This is a genomic window from Micromonospora sp. NPDC020750 (assembly GCF_044334565.1).
GTDB lineage: Bacteria > Actinomycetota > Actinomycetes > Mycobacteriales > Micromonosporaceae > Micromonospora.
Window position 1 is genome coordinate 998,272 of sequence record NZ_JBIRTH010000002.1, and the last position, 23,264, is coordinate 1,021,535.

General features: G+C 71.8%; 20 protein-coding genes and 1 pseudogene. 10 read left to right on the top strand and 11 right to left on the bottom strand.

Annotated features, from left to right (window positions below; genetic code table 11):
- Nucleotides 1–109: 109 nt before the first annotated feature.
- The gene (locus ACH4T9_RS09870) at nt 110–889 is read right to left on the bottom strand and encodes an SURF1 family protein (RefSeq protein ID WP_396670718.1); all 780 of its coding nucleotides are present in this window, start codon (nt 887–889) and stop codon (nt 110–112) included.
- Nucleotides 890–1,034: 145 nt separating this feature from the next.
- A complete protein-coding gene (locus ACH4T9_RS09875; protein ID WP_396669960.1) occupies nt 1,035–3,167 on the bottom strand; it encodes a transglycosylase domain-containing protein in 2,133 nt (710 codons plus the stop codon).
- A gap of 133 nt (nt 3,168–3,300) precedes the next feature.
- Between ACH4T9_RS09875 and cobC the strand changes: the two genes are divergently transcribed.
- Genes cobC through cobA form a run of 3 tightly spaced genes read left to right on the top strand, consistent with a single transcriptional unit; the run spans nt 3,301 to nt 6,730 of the window.
- A complete protein-coding gene (gene cobC / locus ACH4T9_RS09880; RefSeq protein ID WP_396669959.1) occupies nt 3,301–4,383 on the top strand; it encodes an Rv2231c family pyridoxal phosphate-dependent protein CobC in 1,083 nt (360 codons plus the stop codon).
- Nucleotides 4,383–5,480, top strand: a complete 1,098-nt coding sequence (gene cobT / locus ACH4T9_RS09885; protein ID WP_396670717.1) for a nicotinate-nucleotide--dimethylbenzimidazole phosphoribosyltransferase — start codon at nt 4,383–4,385, stop codon at nt 5,478–5,480. The genes cobC and cobT overlap by 1 nt, the downstream gene beginning before the upstream one ends.
- A complete protein-coding gene (gene cobA, locus ACH4T9_RS09890; protein WP_396669958.1) occupies nt 5,477–6,730 on the top strand; it encodes a uroporphyrinogen-III C-methyltransferase in 1,254 nt (417 codons plus the stop codon). Before cobT ends, cobA begins: the two co-directional genes overlap by 4 nt.
- Before the next feature lie 87 nt (nt 6,731–6,817).
- Here the strand turns inward: cobA and ACH4T9_RS09895 are convergent, their stop codons facing one another.
- The 5 genes from ACH4T9_RS09895 to ACH4T9_RS09915 all read right to left on the bottom strand — a co-directional run bounded on the left by ACH4T9_RS09895 (nt 6,818) and on the right by ACH4T9_RS09915 (nt 12,393).
- Complete coding sequence (locus ACH4T9_RS09895) at nt 6,818–7,372, bottom strand: M23 family metallopeptidase (protein ID WP_396669957.1); 555 nt, start codon at nt 7,370–7,372, stop codon at nt 6,818–6,820.
- A gap of 199 nt (nt 7,373–7,571) precedes the next feature.
- Complete coding sequence (otsB, locus tag ACH4T9_RS09900) at nt 7,572–10,148, bottom strand: trehalose-phosphatase (protein WP_396669956.1); 2,577 nt, start codon at nt 10,146–10,148, stop codon at nt 7,572–7,574.
- Nucleotides 10,149–10,174: 26 nt separating this feature from the next.
- A complete protein-coding gene (locus ACH4T9_RS09905; RefSeq protein ID WP_350886175.1) occupies nt 10,175–11,575 on the bottom strand; it encodes a trehalose-6-phosphate synthase in 1,401 nt (466 codons plus the stop codon).
- A 141-nt stretch (nt 11,576–11,716) separates the two neighbouring features.
- Nucleotides 11,717–12,112, bottom strand: coding sequence for a hypothetical protein (locus tag ACH4T9_RS09910; RefSeq protein ID WP_396669955.1), 396 nt, complete (start codon nt 12,110–12,112; stop codon nt 11,717–11,719).
- Complete coding sequence (locus ACH4T9_RS09915; RefSeq protein ID WP_396669954.1) at nt 12,109–12,393, bottom strand: hypothetical protein; 285 nt, start codon at nt 12,391–12,393, stop codon at nt 12,109–12,111. Before ACH4T9_RS09915 ends, ACH4T9_RS09910 begins: the two co-directional genes overlap by 4 nt.
- A 212-nt stretch (nt 12,394–12,605) precedes the next feature.
- Between ACH4T9_RS09915 and ettA the strand changes: the two genes are divergently transcribed.
- The 4 genes from ettA (at nt 12,606) to ACH4T9_RS09935 (ending at nt 16,309) form a co-directional block, all read left to right on the top strand.
- On the top strand, nt 12,606–14,282 hold the full coding sequence (ettA, locus tag ACH4T9_RS09920; protein WP_396669953.1) for an energy-dependent translational throttle protein EttA: 1,677 nt from the start codon (nt 12,606–12,608) through the stop codon (nt 14,280–14,282).
- Nucleotides 14,275–14,739: an acyl-CoA thioesterase gene (locus tag ACH4T9_RS09925; protein WP_396669952.1), complete on the top strand. Its 465-nt coding sequence runs from the start codon at nt 14,275–14,277 to the stop codon at nt 14,737–14,739. The genes ettA and ACH4T9_RS09925 overlap by 8 nt, the downstream gene beginning before the upstream one ends.
- Complete coding sequence (locus tag ACH4T9_RS09930) at nt 14,736–15,593, top strand: hypothetical protein (protein ID WP_396669951.1); 858 nt, start codon at nt 14,736–14,738, stop codon at nt 15,591–15,593. Before ACH4T9_RS09925 ends, ACH4T9_RS09930 begins: the two co-directional genes overlap by 4 nt.
- Nucleotides 15,594–15,724: 131 nt before the next feature.
- Nucleotides 15,725–16,309 carry a YbjN domain-containing protein gene (locus ACH4T9_RS09935; protein WP_396669950.1) on the top strand — a complete coding sequence of 195 codons (585 nt, stop codon included), beginning with the start codon at nt 15,725–15,727 and terminating at the stop codon, nt 16,307–16,309.
- Nucleotides 16,310–16,317: 8 nt separating this feature from the next.
- Here the strand turns inward: ACH4T9_RS09935 and ACH4T9_RS09940 are convergent, their stop codons facing one another.
- From ACH4T9_RS09940 to ACH4T9_RS09950, 3 genes are all read right to left on the bottom strand, one after another.
- A complete protein-coding gene (locus tag ACH4T9_RS09940) occupies nt 16,318–16,740 on the bottom strand; it encodes a globin (protein ID WP_387026462.1) in 423 nt (140 codons plus the stop codon).
- A gap of 80 nt (nt 16,741–16,820) precedes the next feature.
- Nucleotides 16,821–18,203, bottom strand: a complete 1,383-nt coding sequence (locus tag ACH4T9_RS09945; RefSeq protein WP_396669949.1) for an MFS transporter — start codon at nt 18,201–18,203, stop codon at nt 16,821–16,823.
- 257 nt (nt 18,204–18,460) lie between these two features.
- Nucleotides 18,461–19,507 (bottom strand): mechanosensitive ion channel family protein, encoded by a 1,047-nt coding sequence (locus ACH4T9_RS09950; RefSeq protein ID WP_396670716.1) that lies wholly within the window; start codon nt 19,505–19,507, stop codon nt 18,461–18,463.
- Nucleotides 19,508–20,023: 516 nt separating this feature from the next.
- On the opposite strand from ACH4T9_RS09950, the gene ACH4T9_RS09955 reads away from it, so the two are divergent.
- On the top strand, nt 20,024–20,359 hold the full coding sequence (locus ACH4T9_RS09955) for a peptidase inhibitor family I36 protein (protein WP_396686824.1): 336 nt from the start codon (nt 20,024–20,026) through the stop codon (nt 20,357–20,359).
- Nucleotides 20,360–20,433: 74 nt separating this feature from the next.
- Here ACH4T9_RS09955 and ACH4T9_RS09960 read toward each other — a convergent pair whose 3' ends face one another.
- Entirely contained in the window at nt 20,434–20,766 is a 333-nt protein-coding gene (locus tag ACH4T9_RS09960; protein WP_396686825.1) for a tyrosine-type recombinase/integrase, read from the bottom strand.
- On the opposite strand from ACH4T9_RS09960, the gene ACH4T9_RS09965 reads away from it, so the two are divergent.
- Both ACH4T9_RS09965 and ACH4T9_RS09970 read left to right on the top strand, forming a co-directional pair.
- Entirely contained in the window at nt 20,686–21,033 is a 348-nt protein-coding gene (locus tag ACH4T9_RS09965; RefSeq protein ID WP_396669947.1) for a hypothetical protein, read from the top strand. The genes ACH4T9_RS09960 and ACH4T9_RS09965 overlap by 81 nt on opposite strands.
- A 165-nt stretch (nt 21,034–21,198) precedes the next feature.
- Nucleotides 21,199–23,264: pseudogene (locus ACH4T9_RS09970) on the top strand (hypothetical protein); the annotation flags it as partial.

Here is a 23,264-nt window from a genome sequence, read left to right on the forward strand (position 1 = left end):
GTAGCTGCTCGGACATCACTCCGAATCGTCGACATCGCGTCGTCCCGCGCTCGTGAACCGGCGATGTCGACGACACCGAGTCGATCACGGCGGACCGCTCCCGCAGGTGTCAGGCCGGGGTGGTGGGCGTTGTGGGCGTCGTGGGCGTGGGCTCGGCGGCTCGGTCGAGCGGCTCGTCCAGCCCGGCCATCCGGCGGGCCTCCCGCCGGGCCACCCAGCCGTAGCCGAAGAGCGTCATGACGGCGAACAGCCACCACTGCACCACGTACCCGAGGTTCTGCCAGTTGTTGGTGTGCCCGATCGGCACCGCCCGGAACAGCGGGTCGGCGGCCGGCGTCTGCTCGTCCAGCAGGACGTACGCGCCGTGCACCGGGTACGGCAGCTTGCCGGCCAGCCGGGGGACGGCGATCCGGCGGGTCTCCAGCCGGCCCGCGCGCCGGTCGACGGCCCCGCCGCCGCTCTCGGTCGGGTGCACCCGACCCACCACGGTCACCTCGCCCTGGGGCACCGGGGGAAGCTGCGGCTGGGCCATGGCCCCGCCGGGCGCAGGCGGCACCCAGCCCTGGTCGACGAGCACGGCCGTGCCGTCGGCGAGGACCAGCGGGGTGACCACCTCGAAGCCGACCCGGTTGTCGACCGTCCGGCCGCGCACCAGCACGATGTTCGCAGTGTCGTACCGCCCGGTCGCGGTCACCCTGGTCCAGGTGGCCTCGTCGGCGGGGGCCGGGCCGGCGGTGCCGGCGCCCCCGCTCGGCTCGGGCACGGCGTCCCGCAGCGGCGCCGGGGTCATCCGCTCGCCGGCGTCGATCCGTTCGTTGATCGCCGTCCGGCCCTGGTACCGGTCCATCTGCCAGTTGCCGAGCATCACCATCACGGCCGCAGCGACCATGGTCAGTGCGAGGATGCCCAGCCAGCGTGGCGTCAGGAGGAACCGGTACACGCGTCGAGGCTACCCGTATGACGGCCACCACTGGGCCGCGGCAGCCCACCACGCCCGCGGCAGCCCACCCGGGCCTGGCCCGCCGGCCCGCTGGTCAGCCGACTATTGCGTCGGAGGGTGGGGTGAACTGGCGGGTGGGTTGGCCCTTGAGGGCGTCGCGGAGGGTCTGGGCCACCGCGTTGACCGGGATCTGGGACTGGCCGTCGCCCACCGCGTTGAACGGGTTGTCCGGGTCGGCGATGAAGCTCGCCGCCGCCAGTTCCGGGGTGTATCCGACGAACCAGGCCGCCCGGGTGCTGTCCGTGGTGCCCGTCTTGCCGGCGACCGGCCGCCCCACGGTGCCCCGCACGCTGTCCGCCGTCGACCAGCCTCCGCAGCCGCCCTTGGCCGGGGTGTCCCCGGTCGGGCAGCGGGCGGCGTCGGTGGCGGCCCGGGCGGCGTCCGCGTTGACCACCTGCCGGCAGCGCGGCTTGGCGACCTCCCGCGTGATCCCGCCGACCGTGGTGTACGTCGTCGGGTTGCCGTCCCGGTTGCTGATCGACTGCACCGGCATCGACTCGCAGTACCGGCCGTCCGCGGCGATCGCGGCGTAGGCGTTCGACATCTCCAGCGGCGTGGCGTCGGAGACGCCCAGGGTGAACGCGCCCCACTTCTTCGCCTTGCCGGGCGACGCCTGCTCCCGGTCGACGTCGGTGCGCCAACGCAGCCCGAGCTGCTCGGCGAGCCGGACCGCCGCGTCCGCCCCGACCTTCTCCTCCAGTTGGACGAAGTACGTGTTCACCGACTTGCCGAAGCCGGACCACATGGTCTGCCGGCCGGTCATCGCGCCGCTGGCGTTGGACGGCGCCCAGCCGTCGTAGATCGCCGACTGGTACCTGTACGGCGAGTCGTACGCGGTGGACAGCGGCATGCCGGCGTTGAGCGCGGCCAGCATCGGGAACATCTTGAAGGTCGACCCGGCCTGGTACCCGGGCAGGTCGCCGCCGCCGAGCAGCGGGGCCACCGTGTTCGGGTAGTTCGCCTTCACCTTCGGGCCGGCCTCCGGGTTCGAGCTGAGCCCGTTCTCGCTGACGTCCAGCGAGTAGTTCCGGTTCACCGCCATCGCCTTCACCCGCCCGGTCCCCGGCTCGGCGAGCACGATGCCGTTGGCGAACGGGCTGCCGGTGCTGTCCTTGGCCCCGACGTTGTTCTCGGCCGCCTCCTGCATCTTCGGGTCGATGCTGAGCACGATCCGGTAGCCGCCCCGGCGCAGCCTGTCCATCCGTTCCAGCCGGTTCTCGCCGAACGCCGGCTGCGCGCTCCACCAGTTCTTGAGGTAGTCGCAGGCGAAGCCCCAGGTGTTGTACTTCTCGGGCAGCGAGGCGCAGTCGTTCGGCGGGTCGGTCAGCTGTAGCCGGATCGGCTCGGCCTTCGCCGCCGTCGCGGCGTTCGACGAGAGGTAACCGAGCTGGGTCATCCGGTCGAGCACGTAGTTGCGTCGCCCGGTGGCGTCCTTCTGGTCGGAGGTGACGGGGTCGTACTCCGACGGGGACTTGACCAGTCCGGCGAGGGTGGCCGCCTCGGCCTGGGTGAGGGTGGCCGGCGTCTTGGAGAAGAAGATCTGCGCGGCGGCGTAGATGCCGTACGCCCGGTGACCGAAGTACGCGGAGTTCAGGTAGCGCTCCAGGATCTCCTCCTTGCTCAGCTCCTTCTCCACGTCCAGGGCCATCCGCATCTCCTTGACCTTGCGCAGGCTGGTCTGCTGGGTGGCCTCCTGGACCTCCTTCGGGGTCCGGGCGCTGTCACGCAGGGCCATCCGGACGAACTGCATGGTCAGGGTCGACGCGCCCTGGGACACCCCGCCGGAGCGGGAGTTGGCCACGAAGGCCCGGGCCACGCCCTTCGGGTCGACGCCGTGGTGCTGGTAGAAGCGGCTGTCCTCGGCGGCCACGATGGCCTGCTGGATGTTCGGGGACATGTCCGACAGCTTGGTGTAGCGCCGGTACTCCTCGTAGAACATCGTCAGCACGGTTCTGCCGTCGGGCGCGTACAGGTAGGAGGTCTCGGCGGGCAGCGCGGTGCGCAGGATGTCCGTCTTCTGTTCCACGGCGTGCGCGGTGGCCTTGGCGCCGAGCCCGGTGAGGGCGGCCAGCGGGTAGAGGGCCCCGGCGATCACGATGCCCGCGATCAGCCCGGCACGCAGGAGAGGGACGAGACGACCAGCGCCAGCAAGGGGTCGGTTGCTCACAGGGTCAAGCTATGACATTTCCGATTCAGAAATGAGAAGAACTCATAAACCGGAAGTCGGGTCGGCGGGTGGTGACGCGGCCCACCCCGGGATCCGCTGTCCCGCACGGCGGCTTCCCGGCAGGATCGCGGACATGCGTGCTCAGCCGGCTCCGACGACCCCCACCCGGGATGAGCCGGACCTCGGCCACCACGGGGACGCCGAGGTCGGCGACGGCCTGGTCGACCTCGCGGTCAACGTGCGGCGGGCCCCGATGCCGGGCTGGCTGGCCGAGCCGATCACCGCCGCGCTGGGCGACCTGGCCGCGTACCCGGACAACCGGGTGGCGCGCGCGGCCGTCGCCGGCCGGCACGGGCGTCCCCCGGAGGAGGTACTGCTCACCGCCGGGGCGGCCGAGGGGTTCGTGCTGCTCGCCAGGGCCCTGACCGGGGTGCGCCGGCCGGTGGTCGTGCACCCCCAGTTCACCGAGCCGGAGGCCGCGCTGCGGGCCGCCGGGCACGACGTCGAGCGGGTGCTGCTCGATCCGGCCGAGGACTTCCGGCTCGACCCCGCCCGGGTGCCGGACGACGCCGACCTCGTCATGATCGGCAACCCGACCAACCCGACCTCCGTGCTGCACCCGGCCGCCGAGCTCGCCGCGCTGGCCCGTCCCAGCCGCGTCCTCGTCGTCGACGAGGCGTTCGCCGACACCACCGCCGCCCCCGGCGTGCCGGGGGAGCCGGAGTCCCTGGCCGCCCGCCGGGACCTGCCCGGCCTGGTCGTGGTGCGCAGCCTCACCAAGACCTGGGGGCTCGCCGGGCTGCGGATCGGCTACCTGCTCGGCGACGCCGCCCTGCTGGCCCGGCTGGCCGCGGCGCAGCCGCTCTGGGCGGTCTCCACCCCGGCGCTCGCCGCCGCCACCGCCTGCGCGTCCCCGGCCGCCGTCGCGGCCGAGCGCGTGATCGCCGCCGGGCTGGCCGCCGACCGCGACCACCTGGCCGCCCGCCTGTCGGCCCTGCCCGGGGTACGCGTCGCGGGCTGCCCGGCCAGCGCGTTCGTGCTGGTCCACCTGGCCGGCGCGGCCGAGGTGCGGCAGTGCCTGCGCGAGCGCGGCTGGGCGGTACGCCGGGGCGACACCTTCCCCGGCCTCGGCCCCGACTGGCTGCGGGTGGCCGTGCGCGACCGGGCCACCATCGACGCGTTCACCGAGGTACTGGCGGAGATCCTGGAGGCATGATGCTCGAGTCCACGATCGCGGCGATCCGGCCGCTCAACGAGCCGGCGATGGTCGCCGCCGGGGAGCTGCACGGCCGGCTGACCAAGCCGGCCGGCTCGCTCGGTGCCCTGGAGGAACTCTCCGTCCGGCTCGCCGGCCTGGCCGCCGCCTGCCCCCCGCCGCTGCCCGAGCCGGCCGCCGTGGCGATCTTCGCGGGTGACCACGGTGTGCACGCCCAGGGGGTGACCCCCTGGCCGCAGGAGGTCACCGCGCAGATGATCGGCAACTTCCTGGCCGGCGGGGCGGTGGTCAACGCGTTCGCCCGGCAGGCCGGCGCCTCGGTCACCGTGATCGACGTCGGCGTCGCCACCCCGCTGCCGCCCGCCCCGTCGGACGGTGCCGCGGCCCCCCGTGGCGGGGCGAACTCCGCCGCGCCCCGGCTCGTGGCGGCGAACGTGCGCCCCGGCACCCGGGATCTCGCCGTGACCGCCGCCCTCACCCGCGACGAGGCCCGCGCCGCCGTGGAGACCGGCATCCGGATCGCCCGCGAGCTGATCGACGCCGGGGCGGGCATCCTGCTCACCGGGGACATGGGCATCGGCAACACCACCCCGGCCGCCGCGTTGGTCGCCGCGTTCACCGGCGTCGACCCGGCCGAGGTGACCGGCCGGGGCACCGGGGTGGACGACCCGACGTACGCCCGGAAGATCGACGTGGTCCGGGCGGCGCTGACCCGGCACGCCCCCGATCCGGCCGACCCGCTCGGCGTGCTCGCCGCCGTCGGAGGCCTGGAGCACGCCGCCCTGGCCGGGCTGATCCTCGGTGCCGCCGCCCGCCGGGTGCCGGTGCTGCTCGACGGGGTGATCGCGGTCAGCGCCGCGCTCGCCGCCGCCGCGTTCGCACCGGACGCGGTGGGCGCGATGGTCGCCGGGCACCGCTCGGCCGAGCCGGGCGCCACGGCCGCGCTGCGCCACCTCGGGCTCGATCCGCTGATCGACCTCGGGCTGCGCCTCGGCGAGGGCACCGGCGCGCTGCTCGCCCTGCCGGTGGTCACCGGCGCGGTCCGGGTGCTGCACGAGGTGGCCACCTTCGACTCTGCCGGGGTGGCCGAGAAGTGAGCAGCCCGTACCCGCTCGGGCTGCGGCTGGCCGGCCGGCGGGTGGTCGTGGTGGGCGGGGGAGTGGTGGCCACCCGACGGGTGCCGGCGCTGCTCGACGCGGGCGCGGACGTCCTGCTGGTCGCGCCGGAGCTGACCCCGGCCCTGCGCGCCCACGTCGACGCCGGCCGGCTGCGCTGGGAGCCGCGCCGCTTCGCCCCCGACGACCTGGACGGCGCCTGGCTGGTCCAGACCGCCATCGACGACCGGGCCGCCGCGGCGGCGGTCAGCGACGCCGCCGCCGAGCGCCGGATCTTCTGCGTCCGCGCCGACGACCGGGCCGCCGCCACCGCCTGGACTCCCGCCGTCACCCGGCACGGCCCGGTCACCGTCGCAGTCCTCGGCGGCGGTGATCCCCGCCGGGCCATGTCGGTCCGCGACGCCGTCCGCGCCCTGCTGAGCGCCGGCCAGCAGCCCGGGGTGACGCCTCCGGTGGCGCAGGGAGCCCTTCGGCGGAGCGGGGCGGTCGAGGGGGGCGGGCCGGCCGCCGGACGGGTGGCGCTGGTCGGGGCCGGGCCGGGCGACCCGGAGCTGATCACCGTGAAGGGGTGGCGGCTGTTGACCGAGGCCGACGTGGTGGTCGCCGACCGGCTGGTGCCCGGGCTGCTCCTGGACGAGCTGCGCCCCGACGTCGAGCTGGTGGACGCCTCGAAAATCCCGTACGGGCCGTCCCGGGCCCAGGAGGAGATCAACCGCATCCTCGTCGACCGGGCGCTGGCCGGCGCGTTCGTGGTCCGGCTCAAGGGCGGCGACCCGTACGTCTTCGGTCGGGGCGGCGAGGAGTTGCTGGCCTGCGCGGCGGCCGGGGTGCCGGTGACCGTGGTCCCCGGGGTGACCAGCTCGATCGCCGTCCCCGCGGCGGCCGGCATCCCGGTCACCCACCGCGCGGTGGCGCACGAGTTCACCGTGGTCTCCGGGCACCTCGCGCCCGACTCCCCGGCCTCCCTGGTGCGCTGGGACGCCCTCGCCGGGCTGCGCGGCACGCTGGTGATCCTGATGGGGCTGAAGAACCTGGCCGCGATCACCGAGACCCTGATCGCCCACGGCCGGCCCGCGCAGACCCTGGCCGCCGTCGTGCAGGAGGGAACGACCGGCGGGCAGCGGGTGCTCCGGTCGACGCTCGGCGCGGTGGCCGCCGACGTGGTCGCCGAGGGGTTCCGGCCGCCGGCCGTGGTGGTCGTCGGCGACGTGGTGGGCACGCTCGGCGGCTGAACCGGCCGATGCGGGCGGAAGCCACCGACGGCTGGAGCGGGCGGGTGCCGCTCCGGCCGTCGGCGGGGCCGGGCCTGTCAGCGGTGGTCAGGCGCGGTTGTTGACGCTCACCGGCCAGGAGCCGGTGGGCGGCGACCAGCCCTGGAGCGTGGCGGGGATGCCGACCCGGGTGTTGCAGTTGATGACCTGGAAGTGCAGGTGCGCCCCGGTGGCGTTGCCGGTGGCGCCCGACGAGCCGATGATCCGGCCCTGCGGGACCCAGTCGCCGGTGTTGTAGATCGCCTGGTTCAGGTGGATGTAGTGGGTGCACTGGCCGTTCGAGTGCCGGATCATCACCTCGATGCCGTTCCCCGGGTACACCGACCAGTCCGAGATGAGGACGGTGCCGGCCTGCGCGGCGGAGACCTCGTAGTTCGCCGGGAGCCCGAAGTCCCAGGCGTACTCGTTGTAGGGGCCGACGTGCGAGTAGGTGCCCTCCGGCCCCTGAGTGACCCGGTAGGACTCACCCGCCGGGTAGGGCAGCTCGTAGTAGTAGTTTGCGGCCGAGGCGGGAGTGGGTCCGACGACCACGACCCCGGCCACCACCAGAACCGCGCTCAGCGCCGCGCCTAACCCACGCAGGGCCTTCGTCGCTCTGTTCACTACGGCATCTCCGTCCCGGCAACCGATGAAAATCCAGATTCGTCGATGTCGACGCTGTCACCGCAGCTAAACAGGACAACAAATGGGTGTCAATGGAGCGCGGGTGCTGTAGGGGTGGGGGACGGCGATCGGGGGTACCGCCGCCGCACACGCGACGGCGGCCGGAGACGGGTGGTCTCCGGCCGCCGTCGCGGTCAGGTCACTGCTTGAGCATGTTGTCCAGCAGCAGGGCGCAGCGGATCAGGCCGAGGTGGCTGTACGCCTGCGGGTGGTTGCCCAGCCCGCGTTCGGCCAGCGGGTCGTACTGCTCGGGGAGCAGCCCCGTCGGGCCCGCCGTGTCGACCATCTGGGTGAACAGCTCCTCCGCGTCGGTGCGCCGGCCGGTGCGCAGGTACGCCTCGATCAGCCACGCCGTGCAGATGTGGAAGCCGCCCTCGCGCCCCGGCAGGCCGTCGTCCCAGTGGTACCGGTAGACGACCGGGCCGCTGCGCAGGTCCGCCTCGATCCTGAGCACGGTGGACAGGAAGCGCGGGTCGTCGCCCGGCAGCAGCCCGGACAGGCCGATCCACAGGGACGAGGCGTCCATGTCCTCGTCGCCGTACGCGACGCTGTACGCCTCCACGTCGGCGTGCCAGCCGTGCTCCAGCACGTTGGCGCCGATCCGGTCGCGCAGGTCCACCCACTCCGCCCGGTCCTCGCCGCCGTGCTGGCGCACCACGTGCAGCGCCCGGTCGACGGTCATCCAGCACATCACCTTGGAGAAGATGTGGTGCCGTGGAGGGAGGCGGGCCTCCCAGATGCCGTGGTCGGGCTCGTGCCAGCGGCGGCGGACCGCCTCGACCATGTTCTCCAGCACCCGCCACTCGTCCTCGCGGACCGAGCCCCGGGTGTCGGCGACGGCGGCGATCAGGTCGGCGATCGGGCCGAACACGTCGAGCTGGAGCTGGTGGTTGGCCAGGTTGCCGACCCGCACCGGCCGGGAGCCGGCGTACCCGGGCAGGGTGTCGATGACCGCCTCGGCGCCCAGCTCGTACCCGTCGACCGTGTAGAGCGGGTGCAGCCGCTCGGGGTGGCCGCCGGTGCGCTCGATGCAGCCGTCCACCCAGCGCAGCAGCGCCTCGGCCTCCTCGATGGAGCCGAGGTCGACCAGCGCCCGCGCGGTCATCGAGGCGTCGCGCAGCCAGCAGTACCGGTAGTCCCAGTTCCGGACGCCGCCCAGCTCCTCCGGCAGCGAGGTGGTCGCCGCGGCGAGGATCGAGCCGGTCGCCTCGTGGCAGAGCCCGCGCAGGGTCAGCGCGCTACGGGCGACCAGGTCCCGGGCGGTGGTGGGCAGCCGCAGCGAGGCCACCCAGTCCTTCCACGGCTGCTCGGCCATGGCCTGCCGCTCGTGGACCGGCAGCCGGTGGTGCTCCAGGCTGTGCGTGGCGAAGCGCAGCTCCAGCACGACCTGCCCGCCGGCGGCGGAGAGATCCACGACGGCCTTGGCCGTCTCGTACCCGCCGTCGTTGCTGACCTGCCACTGCACACCGGGGGAGTAGAGCGCGACCGGCTCGTTGGAGCCGAGCACCAGCAGGCCGTCGCCGACCGGCTGGAGCTGGGTGGCCACCTGGCCGAACTCGGGTCGGGGGGCGAACTCCACCCGGACCCGCCCGGAGCCGGTGAGCACCCGGACCAGGGTCGAGTCGCCGGTGACGACCGCCGGGCCGTCCGGGGTGGTCTCCCTGGCCGGCTTGTCCAGCCAGTCGGTGACCGTGAGGCCCGACCAGCGGGTCTCCACGGTCATCGTGCCGGAGCGGTAGCGCTGGCCGAGGGGGATGCCGCCGCGCTCGGGGGCGACGCTGAAGTGCCCGGCGGGGCCGCCGCCGACCAGGTCGGCGAAGATCGCCGCCGAGTCAGGCTTGGGGTGGCAGAGCCAGGTGACCTTGGCCTCGGGGGTGAGCAGGGCGACGGTACGCCCGTTGGCGAGCATCGAGTGCCGCTCGATCGGCACGGCCCGCTCGCCGAAGAGCCAGTGCCGCCGGGTCTCCAGCAGCAGGCCGAGCGCGCGGGCGGCCTCGATCGGCTCGGCGACCCGGTAGTCGGCCTTCGTCTCCCCGATACCGATCTTGATGCCCATGTCGGGCCCGTGCAGGTTGCCGAAGGCGTTCTCATCGGTGACGTCGTCGCCGATGAACAGCACCGCGCTGGCCGAGAGCTGGGTGCGGAGCTGGTCGACGGCGGTGCCCTTGTGGGTCGCCACCACGGACAGCTCGATGACCTCCTTGCCCTGGGTGACGGTGACGCCGTCCCAGGTGGCAGGGCCCTTGCGGACGGCCTCGACGGCGGCGGCGGCCACCTGCGGGTCGAGCCCGCGGGTGTGCACCGCGACGCTGGCCGGCTTGCGCTCCAGCCGGATCCCGGGGTGGGCGTTGGCGATCTCACGCAGCGCGTCGCGCAGCCGGGTGCGCACGGCGACCAGCTCGGGGGAGAGCCGCTCGACGAAGCCGATGTCGAACTCGGAGCCGTGGCTGCCGACGAGGTGCACCTCGCTGGGCAGCCGGGACAGCGCGGCCAGGTCGCGCAGCGCCCGGCCGGAGACCACCGCGACGGTGGTCTGCGGCAGGGCGGCGAGCGCCCGGACGGCGGCGACGGACTCGGGCAGTGGCACGGCCTTGCTCGGGTCCTCCACGATCGGCGCGAGGGTGCCGTCGTAGTCGCAGGCGACCAGGAGCTGGGGGACCCTGGCTATCCGGCCGATTGCGGCCCTAAGCTCCGGATCCAGCACTTCCGCGGCCACGGCCGCTCCGTCGTGGACGGACGTGTTCACGCAGCCTCCGAATCAGGCACACCGAGCTCGGTGAGGAACGACTTCGCCCAGTGCCCCACGTCGTGGGTACGCAGGTGCCGCTGCATGACACGCATGCGTCGGCGGGCCTCGGGCTTCTCCACGTGCACGGCCTTGAGCAACGCGTCCTTGACCGCGTCGGGGTCGTGCGGGTTACACAAAAACGCCTGGCGCAGCTCGGTGGCGGCGCCGGCGAACTCACTGAGCACGAGCGCGCCGCCCTGGTCGGCGCGCGATGCGACGTACTCCTTAGCCACCAGATTCATTCCGTCTCGAAGGGGGGTCACCATCATCACGTCGGCGGCCACATACATGGCCGCCAGTTCACTGCGACTGTACGACTGGTGCAGGTAATGCACCGCAGGCACGCCGACCCTGCCAAATTCGCCATTAATTCGGCCAACTTCACGTTCGACCTTGACTCGTAGCGCCTGGTAGTGCTCCACCCGCTCGCGGCTCGGGGTGGCGACCTGCACCATAACCGCCTCCGGAACTGTCAACTTTCCGTCAGCAAGAAGTTCGCGGAAGGCCTTGAGTCGGAGCTCGATGCCCTTGGTGTAGTCCAGACGGTCGACTCCCAGGATGATCGTCTTCGGGTTGCCCAACTCCTCGCGGATCTGCTTGGCCCGGGCCTGGATCGCCGGGTCCTCCGCCAGGCGCTCCATCTCCTTCGTCTCGATGGAGATGGGGAAGGCGCCCGCCTTCACCTGCCGGCCGTCGACCTGGATCATCTGCCCCTCGTAGCGCAGCCCGAGCAGGTGCCGGGCCAGCCGGACGAAGTTCTGCGCGGCCAGCCGCTGCTGGAAGCCGACCAGGTCCGCCCCGAGCAGCCCGCGCAGGATCTCGGCGCGGAACGGCATCTGCATGAACAGCTCGATCGGCGGGAACGGGATGTGCAGGAAGAAGCCGATCCGCAGGTCGGGACGCAGCTCGCGGAGCATCGCCGGCACCAACTGGAGCTGGTAGTCCTGCACCCAGACCGTCGCGCCCTCGGCCGCGACCTCCGCCGCGGCCTCCGCGAACCGCGCGTTGACCAGCCGGTACGCCTCGCGCCAGCGGCGCTTGTACGCCGGGGTCTCCACCGCGTCGTGGTAGAGCGGCCAGATCGTCGCGTTCGACTGGCCCTCGTAGTAGCGCTCCAACTCGTCGGCGCTCAGTGGCACCGGGTGCAGCCGGATCCCCTCCAGGTCGAACGGCTCCGGGGCGGCGCCCGTGCCGCCGGCCCAGCCCACCCACGTGCCCTGGTGCTCCGCGAGGACGGGGTGCAACGCGGTGACCAGACCGCCGGGGCTGCGGCGCCACTGCCGCCCCTCCGGGGTGTTCACCTCGTCGACCGGTAGTCGGTTCGCTACTACGACAAAGGAACTACGGACGGTCACGTTCGGCCACCTCCGGGTGCTGGCGGGTCCACCGCGATGAGCGTACTGAGCGTAGCTGCGGCGTCTGGCGCCTCGTGCCGGAGTTACCTACCCGTCCCACGACCGCCGAACCGTGAAGGTGATCACGCAGGTCAGGCCCGGTCAGAGGTCGATGATCGGCCACTCCTTGGGCAGCACCTCGCCCAGGATCTCCCGCCGGTCCGTCACGATCGGCACGAGCGGGTGGATCGCCGCGTCCATTGCCAGTTGGGCCAGATCCATCCGCTCGCCCAGCCGCCGCCGGGACCAGCCGCCGAGGAGGGCGCACATGTCCGCCTCGACCGGTGTGACGCGGACGTGTGGCAGGGCGGCGAGCACTTCCAGCATCTCCCACTGGGTGGGCGTCGCCTGCTGGTGGGCGTTGGCCAGACAGAGGGCCGGCACCAGTACGGTCACGCCGTGGTCGGCAGCCTCCGCGATCCGGTGACCGACGTCGAGGTCCGTCGACGAGTAGGCCAGCAGGGCGGCGGTGTCCAGGGCGAGGCCGAAGTCCGTCACCGGCGGGCCTTCGCGCGGGCGGCCAGGACCTCCGCCTCCAACTCGGCGGCCTGTTCCCGTAGCTCGGGCGTGATGCCCGCCTTGAGCTGCTCCATCTCGGCGTGTACCCGCGCCACGCCCGCCTCGGTGACGGTGAAGCCGGTCTTCCGCAGGACCTCCCGGGTTCGCTCTCCGGACATCCGTCGCCGCAGCGCCTCCGCCACGTAGGCAGAGGCGTTCGGTTCCTCCGTGAGCCGAGCGGCGAGTTCGTCCGGCAGGCTGATGGTGATCTTCTTGGTCATACCCAAACCGTAATTCGCCTTACCGCTCCGGGCAATGCGGCTCGCCGGCGTACTGCTGGGGCGGGGTGATGTGGGCGGGGCGGGTCGTACCTGTCAGGATTGAGGATGGCCTGCGTTGTGGCCGGCCCCGGCCGGCGGCGGCGAGCGGCATCCGGAGCCGCGCCCGCACCCCGCAAGCTTTCGGATCACAACCTACGGAGGTAGCCCGCACCGTGGCCCAGTACATCTACGTCCTGGAAAAGGCGCGCAAGGCGCACGGCGACAAGGTCGTGCTCGACAACGTGACGCTGAGCTTCCTGCCGGGGGCCAAGATCGGTGTGGTCGGCCCGAACGGCGCCGGTAAGTCCAGCCTTCTCAAGATCATGGCAGGGTTGGACCGGCCGAGCAACGGCGAGGCCCGGCTGATGCCCGGCTACACCGTCGGCATGCTCGCCCAGGAGCCCCCGCTCAACGAAGCCAAGACCGTCCTCGGCAACGTCGAGGAGGCGGTCGCGGAGACCAAGGCCAAGCTGGAGCGGTTCAACAAGATCGCCGAGCAGATGGCGACGGACTACTCCGACGAGCTGATGGAGGAGATGGGCAAGCTCCAGGAGGAGCTGGACCACCTCGACGCCTGGGACATCGACTCCAAGCTCGAACTGGCCATGGACGCGCTGCGCTGCCCGCCGCCGGACGCCGACGTCACCGAGCTCTCCGGTGGCGAGCGCCGTCGGGTCGCGCTCTGCAAGCTGCTGCTTGAGGCGCCCGACCTGCTGCTGCTCGACGAGCCCACCAACCACCTGGACGCGGAGAGCGTCTCCTGGCTGGAGCAGCACCTGGCCAAGTACGCCGGCACCGTCATGGCGATCACCCACGACCGGTACTTCCTGGACAAGGTGGCCGGCTGGATCCTGGAGCTGGACCGCGGCCGGGCCATCGGCTACGAGGGCAACTACTCCACCTACCTGGAGAAGAAGGCCGCCCGGCTGGCCGTCGAAGGGCGTCGCGACGCCAAGATGAAGAAGCGGCTCACCGAGGAGCTGGAGTGGGTCCGCTCCAACGCCAAGGCGCGGCAGACCAAGTCCAAGGCCCGCCTCGACCGGTACGACGAGATGGCCACCGAGGCGGAGAAGACCCGCAAGCTCGACTTCGAGGAGATCCAGATCCCGCCGGGCCCGCGCCTGGGCAGCACGGTGATCGAGGCGCAGAGCCTGAGCAAGGGCTTCGGCGACCGGCTGCTGATCGACAACCTGTCGTTCTCGCTGCCGCGCAACGGCATCGTCGGCATCATCGGCCCGAACGGTGTCGGCAAGACCACCCTGTTCAAGACCATCGTCGGGCTGGAGCAGCCGACCGACGGCGAGGTCAGGGTCGGCCCCACCGTCTCCCTGTCGTACGTCGACCAGAACCGGCAGGGCCTCGACGGCGACAAGAGCGTCTGGGAGGTCGTCTCCGACGGCCTGGACTACCTCATGGTGGGCAAGGTCGAGATGCCGTCGCGGGCGTACATCGCGGCGTTCGGGTTCAAGGGGCCGGACCAGCAGAAGCCGACCAAGGTCCTCTCCGGCGGCGAGCGCAACCGGCTCAACCTGGCGCTGACCCTGAAGATCGGCGGGAACGTCATCCTGCTCGACGAGCCGACCAACGACCTGGACGTGGAGACCCTGTCCAGCCTGGAGAACGCGCTGCTGGAGTTCCCCGGCTGCGCCGTGGTCATCTCCCACGACCGGATGTTCCTCGACCGGGTCTCCACGCACATCCTGGCCTGGGAGGGCGACGACCAGAACCCGGCGAAGTGGTTCTGGTTCGAGGGCAACTTCGAGGCGTACGAGAAGAACAAGATCGATCGGCTCGGCGCCGACGCCGCCCGCCCGCACCGGGTGACCTACCGCAAGCTCACCCGTGACTGACCGGTTCGTCTACCACTGCACGCTGCGCTGGTCCGACCTGGACGCGTACGGGCACGTCAACAACTCGCGCTTCCTCACCCTGTACGAGGAGGCGCGGGTGGCGTTGATGTTCGCCGGCGGCCGGGCGTGGGGGGTGGGCTCGTTCGCCGACGGGGTGGTGATCCGCCGGCACGAGGTCGACTATCTGCGCCCGGTCGACTACGCGCTGGGCCGGGCCACCGCGGAGGCCGCTCCCACCGTGCGGATCGAGCTGTGGATCGAGGAGATCCGGGCCTCCCGGTTCACCGTCGGCTACGAGCTGTACGACGGTGACGTGCTGGCCAGCACCGCCCGCTCGGTGCTGGTCCCGTTCGACCTGGTCGCCAAGCGGCCCCGGCGGATCACCGAGGAGGAGCGGGCCTTCCTGCTCGCGTACGCCCCGGGCATCGGCGTCGGCGCGGCCGGGGCCCGGGCGTGAGCGGCGCCCCGGCCCGCCGACACGGGTCCGACCTGGCCGGCGACGGGCACGGGCTGGTCGGGGTGGCCGACGCGGGAGCGTTCCTGGCCCGGCTGGTCCGGCTCGACCCGGCGGCACTGGTCCGGCTGCGTCCGGCCGGCCCGGCGGACCCGCCGGAAGCCGTCCCGTCGACCCCGCCCGGCGGGCCGGCGGCGCCGCCCTCCGTGCTGCCCTCCGCCCCGGCCGACGGGACTGCGCCGGTCGGCCGGACGGTCCTCTGGGCCCGGCTGCCGTGGGGTGTGCTGGCTGTCCGGACGGTGGCCGGGGCAGGTTGCGGCGACGCCACGGTCGCCGCCCGGGAACTGCTGGCCGCGCTGGCGGCCGGCGAGGAGGCCCTGCCGCCCCGGCGGGACGCGCAGTGGCGCTGGCCGCTGCCGCCCTCGACGAGCCGACCCGTGGAGGTGTTACCGGCCGGGGAGCTGTGGCGGATCGCCGAGGCGGCGGCGGAGACGCTGCGCGAGGCCGCAGCCCATGGCCTGAACGGCCGGGCGGTGGGGCAGCGGGTGTTGCGGGACGCCCTGCTCGACCACGTCGCCGTGGTGGTCACCCCGGACGGCCCGCCCGGCCCACCGGTCGAGATCGCCCAGCGGCTGGTCCAGGGACTGCTCCGGATGGGCTTCCTGGGCCGCCCCGGCGATGGCACCGGTACCCCGGTGGGGACCCCCCTACCTTTCGCTGGCGGGACCGCCCGTGGCGACGTTCAGGTGCGTGTGGCTGGGCGATGGGTCAGTCTGGTGGGACCATACGGAGCCGTGTGGTCGCAGAAGGTTGCTGATCTTGCCGTCACGCCGCTCGGGGATCAGCCGAAAGTATGACCCCTGTTCATTCTTCTGGATCGGTGCTGCCGTTGGGGGGATGCTTCAACCCGGCTGTCCGGGTACCGTCCATCCTCGGATCCAACGCACCGTAGGCGAGTGGATCCGCTGGGGAGTGAGGTGCGCGAGCGATGCCGTGGTGGTCATGGCGCCCCGGTCCCGCCGGTGACGGCGAACCGGAAACTCGAAGCGGGATCACAGTGGACAGCACCGTCCGGGTCGGACCACCGGCCCCACGTCAACCGGGCGACGACTGCCCGGCCGCCGACCGTGCCGTGACCACGGACATGTCGGCAACCATCGGGCCGGTCACCCTCCGCCGGGTCTGCGACGCGCTCGACCTGCTGGACGTGCGCTACCTGGCCGACGGCGACGGCAACCTGCTGGCCATGTGGGAGCGGCACGCGGTGCTGGTCACTCTGGAGGGCCCGGAGGACGAGATCCTGGTGATGCGGGCCCGTCCACACGCGACGGTCCCGCCCGACTGGGTCGACCGGGCCTACCGGGTGGTCAACGAGTGGAACCACACCCGTCGGTTCTGCAAGGCCTACATCGGCGACCCCACCGAGCGGGGTCAACTGCCGATCTACGCGGAGCTCCAGGTGCCCCTCGGTGCGGGGGCGCACGACGCGCTCCTGGTCGAGATGCTCGACTGTGGCGCGGCGGTGGCCACCACCTTCGTGGACTGGCTGCACGACGAGGGCGCGCTGCTCTGACCCGCCGGTCAGGCCGGGCCGGCCGCCGGGTCGTCCATCGCGTTCACCATGAAGTAGGCGGCCCGTTCCAGGTAGTCCCACAGCGCGGTGGCGATCTCCGGCGGCAGGTCCAGCCGGTCGACGGCCCGGCGCATGTGGTGCAGCCAGGCGTCCCGCTCGGCCGCGCCGATCCGGAACGGGGCGTGCCGCATCCGCAGCCGGGGATGCCCCCGCTGGGCGGAGTAGGTGTTGGGGCCGCCCCAGTACTGGATCAGGAACAGCGTCAGCCGGTCCGCCGCAGGGCCGAGGTCCTCCTCCGGGTACATCGGCCGCAGCAGCGGATCGGTGGCGACGCCGACGTAGAACTCGTCCACCAGCTTGCGGAAGGTGGGTTCGCCGCCGACCGCCTCGAAGAGGGTCACGGCACGCTCGGACTCACCAGCGGGATTCACCGTTCCATCCTGCCAGGTGCGTCCGCGGCCGGCGGGGGCGTACCGACCGGCGCCGCTGCCGTCCTCGTCACACCGGTGGGTCAGCCCACCGCGTGGCTGCGTCGGCTGTGCTCGCCCGGCAGGTTGTCGAACTGCCCCTCGCCCTTGCCGTCGCCCTTGCCCGCCGGCCGGGGCCGGCCGGGGCCGGCCCCGTTCCCAGCGGCCTCGACCGCCGCGTCGATCGCGGCCCGGCTGGGCCAGCGCGCGGCGGTGAGCAGCATCAGCAGGACCCCGGCGGCGCTCCACACGCCCACCACCAGCGGGATCGAGAACCGCTCGGCGAGCAGGCCGGTGATCAGCACGGCGGCGCCCTGGATCACCTGAACCCCGGTGGCCATCACCCCGAACGCGCGGGCCCGGAAGCCGTTCGGCAGCGCCCGGACGAAGAGCCCGTTGGCGACCGGGAGCAGCCCGGCGACCGCGAAGCCGCAGAGGGCGGCGAGCAGGGCCACCACCAGCGGCGGCGGGTCGAGCAGCGCCGGCACCAGGGCCAGCGGCGCGAGCACCGCCAGCGGCCGGATCAGGAGCAGCCGGCGGGCCGGGGCGACCGCCCGGCCGACCAGCAGCCCGCCGAGGATGAAGCCGATCGGGTTGGCGGCCATGATGGCGGCCTGGGACGCGCCGGTGTCCAGGCCGCCGCCGGCGCCCTCCCGGGCCCATGCGGCGGCCAGCCCTTCGGGCACGATCGAGAAGAGCATGGAGCTGAACACCAGCAGGGCGACCGCCCGCAGCACCGGGGTGCCGAAGACGATCCGGAAGCCATCGGCTGTCTCCCGCAGCAGGTGGCTCCGGTGCGCCGCGCTCATCGCCGGTGGCCGGTCCCGGACGCCGAGGCGGACCAGGACCGCCGAGAGGGCGAAGGTGCCCGCGTTGATCAGCAGGGCGGCGGTCGGGTTGACCGCGGCGATGGCCGCGCCGATCAGATAGCCGATCACCTGGGCGGCCTGGCCGGTGCTGCTGTTCAGCGAGAGCCCGACCACCAGCCGGTCGCCGGTCAGGATGAGTGGCATCAGCGCGGACCGGGCGGCCTGGCTCGGCGGGTTGGCCAGGGTGGTCGCGAAGAGCAGGCAGAGGATCAGCCACGGCGGATTCCACGGGATGGCGACCAGCACCATCAGGGCCATCCGGATCAGGTCGCAGGCCACCATCACCGACCGGTAGCGGTGCCGTTCCGCCAGCGTGGCCAGCAGCGGGCCGCCGATCAGCCAGGGCAGGAAGCTGACCGCGAACGCGGCGGCCGAGTAGGCCACGGACTCTGTCTCGCGGTAGACCAGAACGGTGACTGCGGCCTTCGCGATGAAGTCGCCGATCCAGGAGAGCCCGCTCGCGGCGAAGACCGCCCTGTACTCCCGTTGGGCGAACACCTCGCGGAAGGTGGCTGGCCCTTCCTGGGAGGGTCGCTCGTCGGACACCGTGGCCTCCATCGTCCCCACGGTGGCCACTCGTGATGGCCTGCCCGGGAAACCGTCGTCAGAACTACGGATCAGCGAGACGTGATTACGCTCCGGCAGATGGCGTGCGTACCGGATTCTGCCCGATCGTCTGAGAGCTGACTAGGGCGAACGGTTTGATCGTCGCATCTCCGACTGAACGAACGGACGATACCCGAGGGGCCGCGCGGTCCGCGACCCCTCAGATCCATGGTCAGGCAAAGTCGCAGGTCATCGACGTTCTTCGCGGTTCAGGTGGACCCGCCCTGGCCGGTTGCCCCGCCCTCGACGGTGCGCGGCGGGAAACCCGGGTAGAGACGGGCGGCGGCGATCTTCGCCGTGATGCCGGAGTTCTCCAGCGCCTCGGCGAGCCGCCGGCGCAGCTCCCGGCCGACCGCGAACTGCCCGTCGGCGGTGGTCTTGACGACGGTACGGATCACCGCGCCGTCCATCGTCATCTGCTCGACGCCCAGCACGTCGGGGGCCTCCACGATCTCCGGGGCCAGGTCGGGGTCCATCGCCACCGAGGCCGCGGCGGTCCGCAGCACCGCCGTCGCCTCCTCGGTGCCGGCGAACCCGATCGGCAGGTCGACCACGACCAGGGCCCAGCCCTGGCTCTTGTTGCCCACCCGGATGATCTCGCCATTGCGGATGTACCAGAGCACGCCCCGGCCGTCCCGGACCGTGGTGACCCGCAGCCCCACCGACTCCACCACGCCGGTGGCCTCGCCGAGGTCGACCGTGTCGCCGACGCCGTACTGGTCCTCCACCAGCATGAACAGGCCGGCGATCAGGTCCTTGACCAGGCTCTGCGCGCCGAAGCCGAGCGCCACGCCGGCGATGCCCGCGCTGGCCAGCAGCGGCGCCAGGTCGAAGCTGAACTCGCGCAGGATCATCAGCAGCGCTATGCCGAAGACGAACGCGGTGACCATGCTGCGCAGCACCGAGCCGATGGCCTCCGCCCGCTGCCGGCGGCGTTCGGGGACGAACTCGCCGGGCTGGTGCGTGGCGGTCGGCACCCGCTCCCGCAGCGGGCGCAACATGGTCGGTACCCCGTCGGCGGTGGTGCGGACCAGTCGCTTGATCATCCGGTGCAGCGCCCAGCGGGCGATGAACGCCAGCACGAGGATCACCAGCACGCGCAGCGGCTTCAGCAGGATCCAGTAGCTGCCCTCGGCGAACCACGACGACCCGGTGGTCTCGTACAACCACTCGCAGGAGGTGCTGCTCTGGCAGTCGGCGCTCGGGGTGACGTCCGGGGCGGGACTCGGGGCAGCCACGGACAGGGCGGCGATCATCATCAGGCTGGCGGCACTCACCCTGTCTTCGTACCCCACGGCCGTCGGTCCACGGCCGTCGGACCACCCATCCGGTCCGCCGTCGCCGATGGGCCGTGGTGAACCGGTCATCCCTCCACGGCCCGAAAGGGCTTCACGAGGGACCCCGGATTGGCAATCCCCGAATGACCCCGGCGCACCGGCGTCTACCTGCGTAAACGGTTCGGGAAGATCATCCGGCACAACCAGGGCACAACTTAGGGTGTGTCTCCCGGTGCAAGTTCGGCCCGTTTGGGTCTGGCAGGCGCCCCCGGCCCGGTCATGAGAACCGCGAATATCTCACCAGGCAGCACCCGATGGGATCTGCCATGCTGTCTAGCGCCAGTCATCGGCGTTCCCGGCACTAACAGTTGGCAGACGTACACCACTAGAGAGGGGCTGTCGCGATGCGACGTCGACCGACATGCCTCGCCGCGCTACCCACGATGAGATGAGGGAATATCCATGCGAATCAGGAAAGTTCTCGCCGCCATGTCGATGGCGGCGGCGCTGGTAGGCGTCACGGCCGTGCCAGCCCACGCGGCGACGGGGTATGACCGTTGCCCGCAGATCAGGATGTGTGTGTTCACGGGCCCCAACGGGTCCGGCACAATGGCGGCCTTCGTGATCGGTGACGCCAACCTGGGTGACAGCAACGGCCCCATCGGGATGAACAACAACATCGAGAGCTTCTTCAACAACAGCGGCCACCACTGGGACTTCTGGGACCTGCCCGGGTACACCGGGGATTTCCGGCACTCGGAGCCGTACGTCGGCGGCAAGAATTTCGGCGCCGGGTTCGACAACCGGGTTTCGTCCCTCCATGACCACTGACAGCCACTCATAACGGCACCGGCCGCCCGCATCCTTGGGACGTCCTTGCGATGCGGGCGGGGGCCACGTCGCGCCTAGTTCCGATCTTGCCTCGTCTGATCGCGCCCGGAAGGCCGGAGGAACTGCCCGATTAGGCTGCGCTGCCGGTCCCGCTTCGGCATCCAGTGCACGTACGTCTCCAGCGTGATCCGCAGGTTGGCGTGCCGTAGAGCCCTCTGCACCTCTTGGGGCTCGACACCATTGCTCATCAGCGTGGTGGCGAAGAAGTGGCGCAGAGAGTGGAAGGTTCCTTCCTTGGGCCAGTCCGGCGCAGGATCGTGATCAGGATGCCGACCAAGCAGGCGATCCTGTGGGAGAACACTCGATACGGCGCAACATGCTTCGTTGATTGCTTCGGACTTGAGCAGCTATGGGAGTCAGGCCGAGTGCCAGTCGTGCACCTTGGCCAGATCGAGGCGATTGAAGCTATAGCCGACGGCACCGAGGCGAACTGGACTGTAGTCGAGCTATACGCCCGGCCGGCCATACTCAGCGGGCGCATCCAGTCGCGAGGCACCGGGGACGAAGATCAACGCCTTGCGGCTGTCAAGCAAACGCTTCGCCTACCGGTCGCAGACATGCGCATCGACACCGAGGTCGTGTCAGTCAGCTGGTCCCGCCACATGCTTGACTGATTCGTCCAGCACACGCGCGACAGCTGGCCTTGGCTGCTCCGTCATTCTGCTTGCGTTCGGTGATGCCTGGGCGTGGTGGCAGCGCGCGCATATGCCGGTGAGTGGATGCCGTTCCCGGGCGATCGGCCGTGTGTCGGTTCGATCACCTTCAGTATTGTGCGGGGTGTGCTTTGGGATGGGGTGAGGTGGGTCCGGCGCTACTGGTGGGTGGCACTGGCTCCCGCAGTGGTCGTGGCGGCGGCGGTGTGGGCGTTGGTCACCGATGACAAGGTGCGTTGGACTGTGGTCGCGGGGGCGACGGCGGCGGTGGTGGGAGCGTTCGCGCCGTCGGTGCTGGAGCGGGCTCGGGCCGCGTGGGAGCGGGGTGAGCAGCGGGATCGTGTGGTCGCGGGGGCGTTGGTGGCGGAGCTGCCGGAGTCGGTGGTGTCGCTGTTGCGTCCGCAGGAGGCGGTGGTCGGGTTCGTGGGTCGTGGGTGGCTGCTCGCGGAGTTGGACAGGTGGTGCGCGGATCCGGCGGCGAGCGTGGTGCGGCTGTTGGTGGGTGCGGGTGGGGTGGGTAAGACCCGGTTGGCGGGGCACTTCGCCGGCCGCTTGACCGGCTGGACGTATTGGCCGGTGGCCCCCGACCAGGAGACGGCGATCGTCGGGCTGCTTGAGGCGAGTGACCGGCCGGGCCGGTTGCTGTTGACGGTGGATTACGCCGAGGCCCGTGACCCGCAGGCATTGGCGCACCTGTTGTGTGTCGCGCAGCGGGCCGGTGGTGTGCGGGTGTTGTTGCTGGCCCGGTCAGCCGGGTTGTGGTGGTCGTCGCTGTCGGCGGCATACCCGTCGCAGGCGCATTTGGTGGACGCGTTGACCGTGTCATCCAATGTGGTCGAGGTGCCGGCTCGCCTTGAGGATCACACCCCGCAGGAGATCGTGGCTGAGGCGGTGGTGGCGTTCGCTGATCGGCTGGGCCGCCGTCCTGTGGATGATGTTCCCTTGGGTCCGGTGGGTTCGGATGTTCCGGTGTTGCGGTTGCATGCGCAGGCGCTGTTGGCGGTGTTGGGTGGGCCGCGTGGTGATGACCGGTACGACGTGCTGGCTGAGGTGCTGGGTCATGAGGCCCGGTACTGGCGGCACCGGGCTCGCTGCGACGGGCTACCAGGTGCGGGTAAGCCCGCTGCCGGCGCCGTGTTGCGGCGGCTGGTCGCCGTGGCGGCGCTGCTGGGCGCGGACGATCGTGAGCAGGCCACGGACCTGGTCCGCCGGGTGCCGGGCCTGAGCGGGGCTCTGCCGGAGGTGGTGGATGGGTATGTGGACTGGTTGTACGGTCTGTACCCGGGGGCGGGGACGGGTGGTGGGTTGGGGACGTTGCAGCCGGACCTGCTCGCTGAGGACCTCGCGGTCGCGGTCCTGCGGGAAAGCACCCCGGCCGAGCGCAGCAGGATGCTGCACGGGTTGGCTCCCGGTCAGGCGATGCAGGCGTTGACGGTCCTGAGCCATGCCCGAACCCACCAGCCTGACGCCACGGAGATGATCGACGTGGCGCTCACCGCGGACCTGCCGGTGATGACCGAGGCGGTGCTTCAGGTCGGCCTCCAGTTCCCCGGAATCCTCGCACCCCGGGCCACAGCCCTGCTCGCCACGGCTGAACTCGACCCTGACTGGGCCCAGCGCACAGCTCGCCGGGTGCCGTTCCCGTCGATCGAGTTCGGCCCGATCGCGCTCGCATTGACCACCCACGCCCTGCACGCCACAGCAGGGACGACCGAGCCCAATGACCGAGCGTTCCTACTGACCATGCACGCGGGCCGGTTGGCGGCGGTGGGGCGGCGGGGTGAGGCGTTGGCCGTCAGTCAGGAAGCCGTCGACCTGTACCGGGAGTTGGCCGCTGGTAACCGGGACGCCTACCTTCCCGACCTCGCCGCGTCGGTGAGCAACCATGCTCTTCGGTTGGCGGGGGTGGGGCGGCGGGGTGAGGCGTTGGCCGTCAGTGAGGAAGCTGTCGACCTGCGCCGGGAGTTGGCCGCTGGCAGCCGTGACGCTTACCTTCCCGACCTCGCCGGGTCGGTGAACAACCACGCGGGCCGGTTGGCGGCGGTGGGGCGGCGGGGTGAGGCGTTGGCCGCCAGTCAGGAAGCCGTCGACCTGTACCGGGAGTTGGCCGCTGGCAGCCGTGACGCTTACCTTCCCGACCTCGCCGGGTCGGTGAACAACCACGCGGGCCGGTTGGCGGCGGTGGGGCGGCG

Excerpts from the sequence above, each read along its gene's own strand:
- ACH4T9_RS09915 (WP_396669954.1), bottom strand. The coding sequence starts at position 12,393 with ATGACCAAGAAGATCACCATCAGCCTGCCGGACGAACTCGCCGCTCGG.
- ACH4T9_RS09965 (WP_396669947.1), top strand. The coding sequence starts at position 20,686 with ATGCCGACCAAGCAGGCGATCCTGTGGGAGAACACTCGATACGGCGCA.
- cobT (WP_396670717.1), top strand. The coding sequence starts at position 4,383 with ATGCTCGAGTCCACGATCGCGGCGATCCGGCCGCTCAACGAGCCGGCG.
- ACH4T9_RS09935 (WP_396669950.1), top strand. The coding sequence starts at position 15,725 with ATGCCGTGGTGGTCATGGCGCCCCGGTCCCGCCGGTGACGGCGAACCG.
- ACH4T9_RS09955 (WP_396686824.1), top strand. The coding sequence starts at position 20,024 with ATGGCGGCGGCGCTGGTAGGCGTCACGGCCGTGCCAGCCCACGCGGCG.
- cobC (WP_396669959.1), top strand. The coding sequence starts at position 3,301 with ATGCGTGCTCAGCCGGCTCCGACGACCCCCACCCGGGATGAGCCGGAC.
- ACH4T9_RS09870 (WP_396670718.1), bottom strand. The coding sequence starts at position 889 with ATGGTCGCTGCGGCCGTGATGGTGATGCTCGGCAACTGGCAGATGGAC.
- ACH4T9_RS09945 (WP_396669949.1), bottom strand. The coding sequence starts at position 18,203 with ATGGAGGCCACGGTGTCCGACGAGCGACCCTCCCAGGAAGGGCCAGCC.
- ACH4T9_RS09950 (WP_396670716.1), bottom strand. The coding sequence starts at position 19,507 with ATGATCGCCGCCCTGTCCGTGGCTGCCCCGAGTCCCGCCCCGGACGTC.